We start from the raw sequence: 14,720 nt of genomic DNA on the forward strand, positions 1-14,720 counted from the left end.
CCCGAGAACTCAACGGACGACCACGCCAAACCCTCGACTGGCACAATCCAGCCGAGGTACTCAACAAACACCTAGTTGCAACAACCGCTTGAAACCGCCGGCCACGAGGCCACTACATCCCGGATCGAGCACGATCAAGGCGTGCGCCGCCGCCCGCCCACACCCACACCCGCCCCGTCCGACGCCTCATGGCCCCAAGATCCGTGCACTTTCGGTGAAACTGCTGCCTCCCGACGCGCTGAGGCAGCAGTTTCAGCGACGTTGCACGGATCTTGGACCTGGGCTGGGAACAGACGGCTCAGGCGATCAGGATCGGTCGGCGTGGCGGAGCTCCTACTTGAGCTGGCCGGCGGTCAGGCCGGTCTGGACCTGGCGCTGGAAGGCCACGTAGATCGCGAGCACCGGCAGCACCGCGATGCTCAGTCCGGCGAAGAGCCGCGCGTAGTCACCGGCGTAACCCTGACTCACCGACAGCGCGAACAGCCCCTGGGCGAGCATCCACTTGGACTCGTCGCCCTGCATCAACACCTGCGGCAGCAGGAACTGGTTCCAGTGACTGAGGAAGTTGAAGATCGCCACGCTGATCAGTCCCGGACGCGCCATCGGCAGCATCACCCGGAAGAAGAGCCGGAAGTGACCGCAGCCGTCGACCATCGCGGCCTCCGCCACCGAGGTCGGGAGGGTCCGGAAGAACGCCGTCAGGAAGAACACCGTGAACGGCAGCGAGTAGGCCGCGTACACCAGGATCAGCCCGAGCCAGGTGTTGAACAGGCCGGCGTTGCGGACCACGAAGAAGAGCGGCACCAGGGCGAGAAACACCGGGAACATCAGGCCGCCCACGAACAGGTAGTAGACGAACTGCCGGCCGCGGAACTCGTACCGGGCGAAGACGTACGCGGCGGTGGCGCCCATCAGCATGGTGAGGCTGACCGAGCCGGCGACCACCACCAGGCTGTTGAGGAAGTACCGGCCGATGTGGGCGCCCGTCCAGGCCCGCGCCCAGTTGTCCAGGTGCAGCGCCTCGGGCAGCCCCCACGGGTCGGCCAGGATCTCACCGTTGGTCTTGAACGAGCTGAGGAACATCCACAGCAGCGGCAGGACGGTGAGCAGGCCCCAGAGCAGCAGGAAACCGTGCGAGAGGGCGTTGGCGACGCCGAGTTCCCGGCGGACGGGGCGGTCCCGACCGGCGGCCGGCGTCGGCTCGGTCGCGGCGGGGGCGGGCTTGTCCAGTGTGGTCACGAGAACTCGATCCGTTCGCGCCGGCCGATCCGCAGCGACAGCACGGCCACCGAGAGGGTCAGGAAGAACATCACCACGCCGATCGCCGAGGCGTAGCCGAACTTGGTCTCGCTGCCGAAGGCGGTGTCGTACATTCGCACGCCGATCACGTCGGTGGAGAAGTTCGGCCCACCGTTGGTCATGAGCTGCACGAGGATGAACCCGTCCAGGGCGAAGATGGCCAGGTAGACCCAGGCGACCTGCACGGTGTCCCAGAGCAGCGGCAGGGTGACCCGGCGCAGCGTGGTGAACCGGGACGCGCCGTCGAGCAGCACCGCCTCGTAGATCTCCTTCGGCACGGCCGACATCGCGGCGCCGAACAGCACCACGTAGAAGCCGACGTTGCTCCACACCATCACCGCCAGCACGCACCAGAAGGCGGTCGCCGGGTCGCCGAGCCAGGTCGGCGAGGGCAGGCCGACGGCGTGTACGGCGCTGGTGAGCAGCCCCTTGTTGGGGTGGTAGACCTCCTTCCACAGCAGCGCGATGATGACCACGGAGAGCACCTGCGGGAAGAAGTACACGGTGCGGTAGAGAGCTCCGCCGCGTACCCCGGTGACTCCGGCGCGGCCCTTGCGCCCGCCCATGGCGAGCATGGTGGCGAAGAACAGCCCGAGCACGATGGTCAGCACGGGCACCAGGGCCAGCAGGATCGCGTTGTTCTTCAGCGCGTTCCAGACGTAGTCGTCGTGCCACAGGGTCTTGAAGTTCGCCAGGCCGACCGGGTTGGCGTCGGCGGAGTAGCCGAGCCAGTCGGTGGTGGAGATCTGGAACGCCTGCAGGTACGGCGAGACGACGAAGAACACGTACAGCAGCACCGGCGGCACCAGGAACGTGACGATCAGCGGCCACTTGCCATGTCTCACGAGAAGGACCTCTCCGAAGGGATACGGCCGGTGGGGGCGGATCTCTCCCCCACCGGCCGGGCGGTCAGGCCGCTCGCTTGTACTTCTTGATCGTGCTGTCCTGGGCGATCGAGTCGGCGCCCTTCTGGCACTGGTCGAGGAACTCCGCCGGGCCGATCCGGCCGCTGAAGAACTCGCCGCACGCGGCGTCGACGAGGTTGCGCTCCAGCTTGCGGTAGTAGTTGTTGTAGACCCAGTTGAAGCCGTTGGCGCCGGATGCGTCAAGTGCCTTGACCACGGTGTTCAGCCCGTACGGCAGCTCGACGCCCTCGCTCGCGCCGGCGACGATCGTGAGGCTGGCGACCTTCTTCGTGAAGTCCTGCGCGCCCTTCTTGGAGAGCATGGTGCGGAAGTACTCCAGGCCGCCGGCGACGTTGCGGGCCTTGGCGGGCACCATGAACGGCTCGCCGGCGGTGCCCCGGATCGCCTCGAACGGCAGTTTGTCGCCGCTGCCCAGGCTCGGCGTCGGCGCGATGGTCATGTTGAAGCCGGCCGGGGTGACGTCCTTCTGCTCGCTCTCCAGCCAGGATCCGCAGGAGATGAAGGCGGCCTTGCCCTGGCACCAGGCGGTCTGCGCCTGCTTGTGGTCCAGGCCGGGCGAGCCCTCCAGGATGTACTTGTCCTTGACGATCTGGTGCCACGCGTCGGCGGCGGCCCGCATCGAGTCGGACTTCCAGGCGTTCGGCTCCAGGTTGTCGAGCGCGAGGGCCACCGACGGCCCGCCGAGCTTGATCGCGGTGCTGATCAGCGGCCAGCTCATGTAGCGCGGGTGCAGGCCGGCGTACGTCCAGGGGGCGATGCCGGCGGCCTTGATCTGCTTGCAGAGCGCGATGTGCTCGTCCCAGGTCTTGGCGTACTCCCACTTACGCTCGGTGAAGAGCTTGCTGGAGTACCAGATGCCGTAGGCGGTGTAGGTGTAGTTGAGCACCAGGAACTTGCCGTCGTACGAGCCGATCTCGACGGCGCCGGGCAGCAGGGTGTCGCGGACGGTCTTGCCGGGCACGTCGAGGCTCGGGGCGGCGAGCAGGTCGGCGAGGTCGGCGAGGGCGTTCTGGCTGACCAGGCCGTTGAAGTCGATCTGGCCGGTGCCGGAGTTGTTGACCACGTCCGGCGGGGAGCCGTCGACGAAGCGCGGCTGGAGGGTCTTGCTGATCTCCTGGGTGACGGAGTGCTTGATCTTCGCCTTCGGGTACTTCTGGGTGTACATGGCCTCGTGGGCCTTGGCGTACTCCTCACCGAACCCGCCGCCGAAGATCACCACCTCGAGCGGGGCGTCCTCCTTCACGCCGAGTGGGTTCTCGGCGCTCTTGGTGCCCTTGTAGGCGCCGGCGTCGCCCTTGTCATCGCCACCGCCGGTCGCGCAGCCGGTCAGCAGACCGGCGGCGGGGGTGGCCAGTAGGCCAGCAGCGGCACTGCGCCGCAGGATGTCGCGCCTGTTCATCAGCTCTCCTCGGGTCGGGTCGGGCGGACCGCCGGTGTTGGGGGAAGGCATCCGCCGCGCGAGGCACGTTGATTCTCTTCAGTTCACATGATGTTGCTGAAGAATTTCTACGACAGGCGGGCTCGGACTTCAAGTCCTGACGGTCGAACCGTTATCACCACCGGCCAACACCGGGTCGCATAGCCTGGGGCGATGCGCCGCCTGCGAGAGCTCGCCGAGCGCACCCCGGCCGGCCGGGAGCGGTACGTCGACCTGCTCCGCGCCGTCGCCATCACCATGGTCGTTCTCGGACACTGGACCATCACGGTAATCGAGCGGAACGACGCCGGCCTACCCACCGGGCACTCCGCGCTCGGCGACCTGCCGTGGGCGTACCCGCTGACCTGGATCGCCCAGGTCATGCCGGTCTTCTTCCTGGTCGGAGGCTACGCCAACGCGGCCTCGCTGAGTCGGCTGCGCGCCCGGAGCGGCGACTCCGTCGGCTGGTTGCTCGACCGCAGCGCCCGACTGGTCCGACCCACCAGCGTCCTGGTGCTGGTGCTCGGCGCCGCCGCCGCGCTGGCCCGGCTGCTCGGCACCGACCCGAGCCGGATCCGCGAGGTGGTCTGGTTCGCCACCATCCCGCTGTGGTTCCTGGTCGCCTACCTGGCGGTGGTCGCGCTCACCCCACCGATGTACGCGCTGGACCGCCGCTTCGGCCTGGCCGTACCGGTCGTCCTGGTCGCCCTCGTCGGCCTCGGCGACCTGGGACGGCTCACCGGGCCGGTGGAGCTGAGCCACGGCAACTACCTGTTCGGCTGGCTGGCCGTCCACCAGCTCGGCTTCGCGTGGCACGACGCCCGCGCCGCCGGACCGTCGGCCGCCGATCATCCGGGGGTACGCCGACGCCCGCTGCCCACCTCCCGCCGGGCCGGCCTGGTGTTCCTGGCCTGCGGGCTGGCGGCGCTGCTGCTGCTCACCGCGCCCGGCCCCTGGCCGGTGTCGATGCTCAACGTGCCCGGCGCCAGGCTGGACAACGCCGCGCCGCCCAGCCTCGCGCTGCTGGCCCTCGCCGCCGCGCAGCTCGGCCTGATCCTGCTTCTGCGCGGCCCCGCCGAACGCCTGCTGCGCCGCCCCGGCCCGTGGCAGGTGGTGATCGCGGTCAACCTGGTCGTGCTGACCGTCTTCCTCTGGCACCTCACCGCCGCGATCCTGCTGATCGGGCTGCTCGACGTGACCGGCACCCTGCCCACACCGGCGGCCGGCTCGGCCGACTGGTGGGCGTGGCGGGTGCCCTGGCTGCTGCTGCTCGCTGCCGTCCTGGCGGTGCTGGTGGCCATCTTCGGGCCGGTGGAGGCCCGCAGCGGCCGGCACCGCACCGGCCGTCGTGGCGGCCGGGGCACCACGGTTCGCAGGCTGCTGACCGTGGCCGGCTACGTCGCCGTGGTGGCCGCACTGCTGATCAACAGTGCGACCCCGAAAGGTGCCCCGGAGCCGCTCGGCATGCCCGTCCCGGCGCTGCTGGCGTACCTGGCCGGGGCGGGCATGCTGCGGCTGCTCAGGTCTGGGTGGGGAACCCGAGGTTGACGCCGCCGTGGCGGGGGTCCAGCCACCGGCTGGTGACCACCTTGCCCCGGGTGAAGAACCGCACCCCGTCCTCCCCGTGCGCGTGCAGGTCACCGAAGAGCGACGACTTCCAGCCACCGAACGAGTGGTACGCCATCGGCACCGGGATCGGCACGTTGATCCCGATCATGCCCACCTCCACCTCGTGCTGGTAGCGCCGGGCCGCGCCGCCGTCGTTGGTGAAGATCGCCGTGCCGTTGCCGTACGGGCTGGCGTTGACCAGTTCCACCGCCTCGTCGTACGAGCCGACCCGGACCACGGCAAGCACCGGCCCGAAGATCTCGTCGGTGTAGATCGACATGTCCGGGGTCACCCGGTCGAACAGCGTCGGGCCGAGCCAGAACCCGTCCGGGTCGCCGTCCGGCGTCACGTCCCGCCCGTCCACCACCGGCACCGCGCCAGCGGCGACGCCGGCGTCCACGTAGGAGCGCACCTTCGTCGCGTGCGCGGCGGTGACCAACGGGCCCATGTCGCAGCCCCGCCGGCCGTCGCCGGTACGCAACCCGGCCATCCGGGCCGCGATCCGCTCCACCAGCGCGTCCGCCACCGGCTCCACGGCCACCAGCACCGAGATGGCCATGCACCGCTCCCCCGCCGAGCCGAACCCCGCGTTCACCGCCGCGTCGGCGGCCAGGTCCAGGTCCGCGTCCGGGAGCACCACCATGTGGTTCTTCGCCCCGCCGAGCGCCTGCACCCGCTTGCCGGCGGCGGTGCCGCGTTGGTAGACGTACCGGGCGATCGGGGTGGAGCCGACGAACGACACCGCGCGCACCTCGGGGTGGTCCAGCAACGCGTCGACGGCCTCGGAGTCGCCGTTGACCACGTTCAGCACCCCGTCGGGCAGACCCGCCTCGGCGAACCACTCGGCCAGCAGCAGCGCCGCGCTCGGGTCCTTCTCGCTCGGCTTGAGCACCACCGCGTTGCCGCAGGCCACCGCCACCGGCACGAACCACAGCGGCACCATCACCGGGAAGTTGAACGGCGAGATCACCGCGACCACACCGAGCGGCTGGCGCAGGGTGTACGAGTCGACCTCGGTGGAGACGTTCTCGCTGAACGCGCCGCGCAGCGCCGACGGCAGGCCGCAGGCGTACTCGATGACCTCCAGGCCGCGCTGCACCTCGCCGGCGGCGTCGGCGAGCACCTTGCCGTGCTCGGCGGTGATCACCTCGGCGAGCCGGTCCCGGCGAGCGTGCACCAACTCGCGGAAGGCGAACAGCACCGCCGACCGCCGCGCCAACGACGCGTCCCGCCAGGCCCGCGCCGCGCGGGCCGCGGCCTGCACCGCGACGTCCACGTCCGCGGCCGAGGCCAGCTCGACCTCGGCGGTACGCCGACCGGTCGCCGGGTCGAACACGTCACCGCGCCGCTCCGACGTGCCGCCGATCCGCTTGCCGTCGACGAAGTGGCCGATGCTCATGCCGCCACCTCCGCCGCCGAGCGGATCGCGTCGACGAGGATGGCCAGGCCCTCACGGGCCTCGTCCTCGGTCAGCGTCAACGGTGGCCCCATCCGCAGAACGTTGCCGTACAGGCCGCCCTTGCCGGCGAGCAGCCCACCGGAACGGCACGCCTCGAAGACCCGGTTGGTCAACGCCGGGTCCGGCTCGCTGGTGCCCGGCCGGACGAACTCGACGCCGAGCATCAGCCCCTTGCCGCGTACCTCGGCCACGCAGTCGAGACCGCCCACGGCGGACCGCAGGCCGTCGGCGAGGATCGCGCCGACGCGGGCCGCGTTCGCCTGGAGGTCGTGCTCGATCAGGTAGTCGAGCACCGCGTTGCCGGCGGCCGTGGAGATCGGGTTGCCGCCGAAGGTGGAGAAGCTGATCGCCGGCACCGCCTGGAGCACCTCGGCCCGGCCGACCACCCCGGCGAGGGCGAACCCGTTGCCGATGCCCTTGGCGAAGGTGAGCAGGTCCGGGGTGACGCCGTGCGCCTGGTAACCCCAGAAGTGCTCCCCGGTACGCCCCCAGCCGGTCTGCACCTCGTCGGCGATGAACAGGATGCCGTGCTCGTCGAGGACCTTCTTCCAGCCGGCGAAGAGCCCGTCCGGCGGGTGCACGAAGCCACCCACGCCCTGGATCGGCTCGGCGATCAGCGCGGCCACGTCACCGGCGGTCTGGGTGGCCAGCACCTCGCGCAGGTCCTCCACCGCCGCGTCGACCTGCTCCTCGGGGGTGAGCCGGGCCAGCAGGCCGCGCACCCGGTCACCCGAGTGCAGCCAGGCCACCTGGAGCGGGTTGAGCCCGCTGGCCGACCAGTTGCGGTTGCCGGTGACACCCATCGCCGCGTACGACCGGCCGTGGTAGCTGTTGCGCACGGCCAGGATCTGGTGCGAGCGGCGGTGGTTGGTGGCCACCAGCAGCGCCGCCTCGTTGGCCTCGGTGCCGGAGTTGGTGAAGAACACCCGGGCGTCCGGGATGCCGGAGCGCTGCGCGACCTTCTCGGCCAGCTCCACCTGCTGCCGGATCAGGTACAGCGTCGAGCTGTGCACGATCCCCGTGGCCAGCTGACGCTCGACCGCCTCGCGGATCTCCGGGATGTCGTACCCGATCATGTTGGTCAGCACTCCGCCGAAGAAGTCCAGGTAGCTGCGACCCCGCGCGTCGGTGACCCGGCGGCCCGAGCCCGACACCAGCTCGATGGGCTCGTCGTAGTACAACGGCATCCAGGACGGAAGCACGGCCCGGTGTCGGGCCAGCAGGTCGTCGGTCATCGTGGCAACCCTTCAGCGGCGTTCGTGGATACCGCACGCTCCCACCGCCGGCCGTCGTGGACAACTGCCAGCGTGTAGCGCAAGGACCGCTGGACCTGACAGCACGTCAACGGTTTCCAGGGCCCTGCCCGCATGTGACTGCTCTTTCCCACACCGCCCGGGCCCGTCTACCACTCGATCCGCAGCATGGCCCGGCACCGCTACCCTGGGTCGGTCCACTGTCACCGGGGAGGCACACGGTGCGAATCGAGCAGACGATCACCGAGTTGGAACGGATCGCGGCGCGAGAGGTGGGCCGAGGGAGCGAGGCGCTGGCCGTTCCGGCAGCCGGTGGACTGCTCGCCGCCGCCCGGTCGCTCGCGTCTGTGCACGCGCCGGACGCCGCGGTGTTCACCGGGTTCTTCATCCCGGGCGCCGAACCACCCGCCGCGGAGACCGACGGTCCGCTCGGCGCGGTCCAGATCGCCGCCGCGCTGCTCCTCCTCGGTGGACGCTGCCGGCTGGTCACCGACGAGCCCTGCGCGCCGGTGGTCGAGGCGGCCGTCGCCGCCGCCGCGCCGGGCCTACCGGTGGACGTCGCACCCCTGCGCGGGTACGACGAGTGGACCGCCGCCGCCCTGCCCCGGTACGGGCGCCTGACCCATTTCATCTCCTGTGAGCGGGTCGGGCCCGGGACCGACGGCCGGCCCCGCAACATGCGCGGCGAGGACATCGGCGCGCACACGGCACCCCTGGACCAGCTCTACAGCGCCGGGTCGGCCTTCCGGATCGGCATCGGCGACGGCGGCAACGAACTGGGCATGGGCCGTCTGCCGGCAGAACTGGTCGGGCGGGTGGTCGCCTCGGGCGAGCGGATCCGGTGCGTGGTGGGCGCGGACGCGCTGCTCGTCGGCGGCACCTCCAGCTGGGCCGCCGCCGCCCTCGTCGGCGCGCTGTCGCTGCTCCGGCCCGAGGTGAGCGAACTTCGTACGCTCCTCGCACCCGCGTGGTCGTACGACCTGTTGGCCGCGATCGTACGCGCGGGCGCGGTGGACGGCGTCCGCCGACGTCCGACACTCAGCGTCGACGGCCTCGACTGGCCCACCTATGCCGAGCCCCTCACCCACATCGCGGGCCTGGTCGCGGCCGCTCGATAGGGCCGGCCCTGCCGAACAGGTCCGGGAGTGGAGTGTCCTCAGCGGAGAGAGGGCGGCTCGGCCGGACGTGGCGGCCCGGTCTGCGCGGCGCTGGAGGTTCTCCTGCGGCCGAACGTCGACGGCGGTGGGGCCCGGGCCGCGATCCGGGGTCGGCGGGGGGCGGGCGCGGCGGGGTCCGGCGCGGCTGGCGAGGACGCAACGGCAGGTGCAGCACGGCGGCGACCAATGCGAAGGCGGCCCAGCCCGCCCCCAGCGCCACGGCCGGCGAGACATCCTGGAGGTAGTGGTAGGCCGTGAGGAAACCGACCAGCGCGAGGCTGTTGCGGGCGAAGTGCCAGCTGAACTCGTGCAACTGTCGGCGGGCCTCGACAGCGACCAGCACCCCGGAGTACGGGAACGTCACCACCATCCCGCGCAGGACGGCACCGAGCAACGTGGTGAGAACCGCCCCGACGAAGATGACCACCAGCTTGAGCAGTGGCGGCAGCCCGCCCGGACGACCCGCTGTCGGCGGCTCGGTGACAGTGACGTGCGGCCGGGCGCGACGACGCAGCAGCATGGCCGCCAGCCAGAGCACGAGCACACCGGCCAGGGCCACCTCGAACGGGACACGCACGGCCAGGAGGCCGGCGCTCAACGCCACGTACACGGCGATGCCCGCGCCGTCGGCGAGCAGGATCGGCCAGCGCAGCCGCCGGTAGGTGATCGCGACGGTGACGAAGAAGAGGTTGAGGCCGAGCACGCCGAGCACCTGCGGGCCGTCCACCCGGTAGCCGGTGCTGATCAGGGCGAGGGTCATCGGCAGCGGCAGGCTGTAGACCAGCGCTCGGAGCCGGACCGAGCGGATCACGCTGACCGCCCAGACCACGGCCGTCACCAGCAGGACCGCGCTCAACGTCATGGCTCACCCGTCTCCGCCCCGGCGGGGCCGTCAATCCTGGAAGGTCGCGGCGTTCGCGCAGAGGTCGAACACACGGGTGAGCCGGTCGACGTCCCTCCGGTTGACCGAGAACTGGTTCTCGCCGATCTCGCCGTGCGCGGTCATTCGGGCCTCCCAGCAGCTCGACCCGTCCCAGACTGTCAGATTGACGTGCAACTGTGGACTGACCACACCAAACGGCAGCAGGCCCACCCGCGCCCCCGCCTCGCGCTGCTGCCGTACCAGGGCGGACAGCTCGTCGGTCAGCGTGACGTAGACGAAGACCCGGGTGATCTGGACCCCCCGATCCAGGGCGGCCCGGTTCGCCTCCCAGTAGCGCCGGCCGATCTCACTGCGCCACCAGCTCAACTCCCCGCTCACCCGGGGCATCACGTTGGTCAACGCGTCCAGCCGTTGCACACAGCTCCGGGTCGCGCCCACCAGGTCCTCGTCCTCGTCGCCACGCCGGATGATCCGGCCCTCCGCGAGCTGCTCGGCCTCCAGCCGGAACTGCTCGTAGCGCCGCTGCGCCTCCGTCGCGACCCGGGTGCCCGCGTGCTGCTCGGCCGCCTCCCGCATGGCCCCGGCCAACTCCGTGGTGGTACGGACCAGCCAGGGCGGGCCGTCCAGCAACGTACGCAGATGAAAACGGCGCTCCGCGCGGGCCAACGAGTCCACCAGCAGCGAGATGGTGATTCCCATCAGGCCGGCCAGGAGGGACTCCACCCCGGAGGCGGCGTTGCTGAGATCGAGGATGACGCTGAGTGTGATCGACAGGGTGATGCCGACCAACGCCACCGGGTCGGTGTGCGCCACCAGACGGGCGAAGCCGTCGGAGGTCCCGCCGCTTGCCCTGAACTGTCGACGGACCACGTCACGGGCCATCAGCCCCCCAATCCGCTGGTGTCGCCAGGGTAGTCACCGCCCACAACCACGGGCACCCGCGCGGCCGGGCGGTAGCATCCGGCAGGTGCGGAGAGCGGACATGGCCCTGCCGACCGGAACGGTCGCCGAGCAGATCACGGCGGAGGTCTGGGCCTGGGTCGGCTCGGCCTCGCTACGCGGGCTGGTCCGGCACTTCGGCGGTGACTGGCCCGCCGGTGACGTGACCCAGGTGCTCCGTTTTCTCGACGACTTCTCCGCCCGCCACTGGGACTTCCGGCAGGGGCGGGAACGCCCGGAGGCACGGGAACCGACCTTCGACGCGCCGACGACGGACCTGGTCCTCGACGCGGCCGCCGCGCTCGGCATGGTGCGTTCGGCGCCGCCGGCCCGACCCGCGTACGCCCACCTGGTGGTGCTCGGCGGCCTGGCACACGCCTGCGTACGCCGCGTCGCCTACGCCGCGCACCTGCTGCGCGCCGGGCTCGCGGTGGACGGCGAGGTGGCCGTGCTGGGCAGCTTCCGGCCGCTGTCCGAGTGGGAACGCGAGACGCTGGCCGACGCTGGCCTGCCGGCCGACGACACCGAGGTGGACGTGCTGGACACGGCGGTCCGGCGGGCGTTCGGGGTGGCCGCCCCGGCGGAGCGCGACGGCGTCGACGCCGGCCACCCGCACCACTCCTGGTCGTCGCGGACCTACCGGCCGGCGGGTCTGCCGCCGGTACGGGTGCTCGCCGCGCCGTCCAGCGAACCGGACCGGCGGCGTGCGCACACCGCCGACACGCAGCGGTTCTGGGCCGGCCACGTCCGGCTCGCCCCGGGCGACGAGGTGCTGATGGTCACCGCGCCGATCTACGTGCCGTTCCAGCACTGCGACGCGCTGCGCACCCTGGCGAGGCCGTACGGGTGCGGCATCGACACCGTCGGGGTGGATCCGGCGCTGACCGACCCGGCGGTGCTGCCCGAGCAGACCCTCACCCCGGGGCGTTACCTTCAGGAGATCCGCTCGGCGATCCGCTCGATGCGTGCCCTGCACGACCTGCGCTGAGCAGGGGGTCAGCCCGCGGTGTCCCGGACGGCCTCGGCGAACACCTCGGAGCGGTGCTCGAAGTTGCGGAACCGGCCGTAGCTCGGCGCGGCCGGGGAGAGCAGCACCACCCCGCCGGCCGGGGTCAGCTCCCGGGACAGCCGTACCGCGTCCACCAGGTCGTCGACCAGCTCGGTACGCACCTTGGGCAGATTGGCGAGCGCCTCGACGATGCGGGCGCGCTGTCCGGAATGCCGATCACGGTGAGCTCCCGCTCGGCGAGGTGCTCGGCCAGCGGCGTGTAGTCCAGTCCCCGGTCGGTGCCGCCGACGATCACGGTCAACGGCCGCCCGTCGTACGCGTCGATGGCGTGCATGGCCGCGTACGGGCTGGTGGCCAGGGTGTCGTCGACGAACGTCAACCCGGACGGGTCGGTGATCTCGGTGAGCCGGTGGGCCAGCCCCTGGAACTCGGCGACCGCGATGGCGAGGCTGTCCTTCTCGGCCACCAGGTCGACGCCGAGCGCGTCGAGCACAGCGAGGGCGACACACAGGTTGCCCTCGTTGTGCCGGCCGACCAGGGGCAGCACGGCGCGCGGGAACAGCGGCTGGTCGCCGAGGTGGAGCCAGGGCGTGCCGTCCGCGCCCGTGGCGACGCGGGTCGTGTCCGGGCGGCCGGTCCGTACCGCCGGCAGCTCCCCCAGCTCGGCGGCGAGCCGCGGGTCCGCGCCGTTCACCACGATCGTCTGCGGGTCGTGGGCGAGCAGGTTGAGCTTGTCCCGGTAGTACTCCCGTTCCCCGCCGTGCGCGTCCAGGTGCTCGGGGAAGAGCGCGGTGACCACCGCGACCCGGGGCGAGTCGGTGAGGTCGCTGCACTGGTAGCTGGACAGCTCCAGCACGTACAGCTCGGCCTCGGGCAGGTCGAGGGTGGGCACGCCGATGTTGCCGCCGAAGACGTTCGGCCGGCCCGTCGCGGTGAGCAGGTGGCTGATCAGGCTGGAGGTGGTGCTCTTGCCCTTGCTGCCGGTGACGCCGACGGTGCGCGCGGCGTGGTCGGCCATCCACAACGCGGTGCCCTGGGTGACCGGCACGCCGCGTCGGCGCAGCTCGACCAGCCAGGGGTGGGTCTGCGGCACGCCCGGCGAGCGGACCACCACGTCGGCCGCGGCCAGCCGTTCGAAGCCCGCCTCGCCGGTCACCAGCGGCGCCGCCTCGGCCAGCGGGCCGTCCCAGGGCAGCGACAGGAAGTTGGCGCTGTCGTCGACGGCGACCAGCTCGGCGGGGCCGTGCGCGGCGATCGCGGTCACAGCGGCCCGGCCCTCCCGACCGGTCCCCCAGACGGCGACGGTACGTCCGCGCAGGTCAGACAGGCGCACGAAACTCTCCTCGGGCATCACGGCGGCGGAAGGGCGGGCCCGGTCCGGACACGGCCGGACGAACCAGGGCCTAGTATGGCGTGTGCCCAACGAGCAGCTCCGGCGGATGGACGCCTTCACCTTCCCGTCCTACTCGATCGACTTCGCCACCGGCGAGGTGTTGTTCGACTATGCCCTGACCGGCCCGACCGGTGAGCAGCGGTTCACCGAGGTGATCACCCTTCCGCTGCCGGCGGAGCCGCCGTCGGACGAGACGGTGGCCACCCTCAACCGGGTGCTGGAGGTGCTGCACCTGGTCGCCGGGGTCAGTTACTACAAGGCCGCCGCGCCGCCCCGGCTGGTGCTGCCGGCGCGCTGGGCGCGGCCACCGTCGACTACGTCACGGCCGTCTACACCAAGGGCCTCGCCGAGTACGCGTACCGCAACCAACTGCCGCACGTGTTGGAGCTGCGCCCGGAGGTGCCGGCGGGTTCGCCGGAGTCACCACGCGTGTACGACGACTCCGACCGTCGCCCGCTCTCGGCGGTCGGTGGTGGCAAGGACTCGATCGTCAGCCTGGAGGCGCTGCGCCGGGCCGAGTTGGACCCGGTGCCGTTCTCGGTCAACCCGAACCACGTCATCGTCGCGGTGAACGAGGCATCCGGGCTGACCCCCCTCGCTGCCCGACGGCGCCTCGACCCGGTGCTGTTCGACCTGAACGCGTCCGGCGCGCTGAACGGCCACATCCCGGTGACCGCCATCAACTCGCTGATCGCGGTGGCCACCGCGGTGCTGCACGGGCTGGGCCCGGTGGTGATGTCCAACGAGCGCTCGGCGTCCGACCCGAACCTGGTCTGGAACGGCCACGAGATCAACCACCAGTGGTCCAAGGGTGTCGAGGCCGAGGGGCTGCTGCGGGCGGCGCTGGCCGAGCACGCCGGCCTGACCGAACCGTACTTCTCGCTGCTGCGCTCGCTGTCCGAGCTGCACATCGCCCGGCTGTTCGCCGGGTTCACCCGCTACGACGACGTGGTGACCAGCTGCAACGCGGCGTTCAAGCTGCGTGACGCGAGCGAGCGCTGGTGCCGCGACTGCCCGAAGTGCCGGTTCGTCTTCCTCGCCATGGCGCCGTTCATGGCGCGGGAACGGGTGACCCACATCTTCGGCGGCGACCTGCTCGCCGACCCGGAGCAGATCCCCGGCTACCGCGAGCTGCTGGGCGTGGACGGGCACAAGCCGTTCGAGTGCGTCGGTGAGGTCGAGGAGTCGGTGGTGGCCCTCGGCCTGCTCGCCGAACAGGACCAGTGGCGCGACGCCCCGGTGATCCGTGCCCTGGTCGACGCCGTCCCGGCAACAGCCTGGTCCGCGGTAACCAACTCCGACGTCTTCACCCCCGGCGGCCCCAACCACATCCCCCCCACCTACGCCAAAGCCCTAACCCCCCTCACCTAACCCCAC

Annotated in this window: 10 protein-coding genes and 2 pseudogenes; 4 read left to right on the forward strand and 8 right to left on the reverse strand. The window is 71.3% G+C overall.

Translation table 11 applies throughout. From position 1 onward, the window contains the following. Positions 1–333: 333 nt before the first annotated feature. The 3 genes from JNW91_RS22890 to ngcE all read right to left on the reverse strand — a co-directional run bounded on the left by JNW91_RS22890 (position 334) and on the right by ngcE (position 3,624). Positions 334–1,239, reverse strand: coding sequence for a carbohydrate ABC transporter permease (locus tag JNW91_RS22890; protein ID WP_309244462.1), 906 nt, complete (start codon positions 1,237–1,239; stop codon positions 334–336). Next, positions 1,236–2,144, reverse strand: coding sequence for a carbohydrate ABC transporter permease (locus JNW91_RS22895; RefSeq protein ID WP_203177518.1), 909 nt, complete (start codon positions 2,142–2,144; stop codon positions 1,236–1,238). Before JNW91_RS22895 ends, JNW91_RS22890 begins: the two co-directional genes overlap by 4 nt. Before the next feature lie 64 nt (positions 2,145–2,208). Next, positions 2,209–3,624, reverse strand: a complete 1,416-nt coding sequence (gene ngcE / locus JNW91_RS22900; protein WP_203177519.1) for an N-acetylglucosamine/diacetylchitobiose ABC transporter substrate-binding protein — start codon at positions 3,622–3,624, stop codon at positions 2,209–2,211. 192 nt (positions 3,625–3,816) lie between these two features. Between ngcE and JNW91_RS22905 the strand changes: the two genes are divergently transcribed. Next, on the forward strand, positions 3,817–5,190 hold the full coding sequence (locus JNW91_RS22905) for an acyltransferase family protein (RefSeq protein WP_203177520.1): 1,374 nt from the start codon (positions 3,817–3,819) through the stop codon (positions 5,188–5,190). Here the strand turns inward: JNW91_RS22905 and JNW91_RS22910 are convergent. Together JNW91_RS22910 and JNW91_RS22915 are read right to left on the reverse strand one after the other, a co-directional pair. Then, entirely contained in the window at positions 5,162–6,649 is a 1,488-nt protein-coding gene (locus tag JNW91_RS22910) for a CoA-acylating methylmalonate-semialdehyde dehydrogenase (protein WP_203177521.1), read from the reverse strand. The two genes, JNW91_RS22905 and JNW91_RS22910, sit on opposite strands and share 29 nt — an antisense overlap. After that, positions 6,646–7,944, reverse strand: coding sequence for an aspartate aminotransferase family protein (locus JNW91_RS22915; RefSeq protein WP_203177522.1), 1,299 nt, complete (start codon positions 7,942–7,944; stop codon positions 6,646–6,648). The genes JNW91_RS22910 and JNW91_RS22915 overlap by 4 nt, the downstream gene beginning before the upstream one ends. A 239-nt stretch (positions 7,945–8,183) precedes the next feature. Between JNW91_RS22915 and JNW91_RS22920 the strand changes: the two genes are divergently transcribed. After that, positions 8,184–9,080: a glutamate cyclase domain-containing protein gene (locus JNW91_RS22920; protein WP_203177523.1), complete on the forward strand. Its 897-nt coding sequence runs from the start codon at positions 8,184–8,186 to the stop codon at positions 9,078–9,080. Here the strand turns inward: JNW91_RS22920 and JNW91_RS22925 are convergent. After that, complete coding sequence (locus tag JNW91_RS22925; RefSeq protein WP_203177524.1) at positions 9,043–9,981, reverse strand: hypothetical protein; 939 nt, start codon at positions 9,979–9,981, stop codon at positions 9,043–9,045. The genes JNW91_RS22920 and JNW91_RS22925 overlap by 38 nt on opposite strands. A gap of 30 nt (positions 9,982–10,011) precedes the next feature. Next, on the reverse strand, positions 10,012–10,884 hold the full coding sequence (locus JNW91_RS22930; protein ID WP_203177525.1) for a hypothetical protein: 873 nt from the start codon (positions 10,882–10,884) through the stop codon (positions 10,012–10,014). A gap of 85 nt (positions 10,885–10,969) precedes the next feature. Between JNW91_RS22930 and JNW91_RS22935 the strand changes: the two genes are divergently transcribed. After that, a complete protein-coding gene (locus JNW91_RS22935; protein ID WP_309244463.1) occupies positions 10,970–11,929 on the forward strand; it encodes a hypothetical protein in 960 nt (319 codons plus the stop codon). Between the two features lie 8 nt (positions 11,930–11,937). Here the strand turns inward: JNW91_RS22935 and murD are convergent. Continuing rightward, a pseudogene (gene murD / locus JNW91_RS22940) lies at positions 11,938–13,283 on the reverse strand (UDP-N-acetylmuramoyl-L-alanine--D-glutamate ligase). Between the two features lie 82 nt (positions 13,284–13,365). On the opposite strand from murD, the pseudogene JNW91_RS22945 reads away from it, so the two are divergent. Then, positions 13,366–14,714, forward strand: a pseudogene (locus tag JNW91_RS22945) (hypothetical protein). Positions 14,715–14,720: the final 6 nt, after the last annotated feature.

This window comes from Micromonospora parastrephiae (genome assembly GCF_016802865.1).
Classification (GTDB): domain Bacteria; phylum Actinomycetota; class Actinomycetes; order Mycobacteriales; family Micromonosporaceae; genus Micromonospora; species Micromonospora parastrephiae.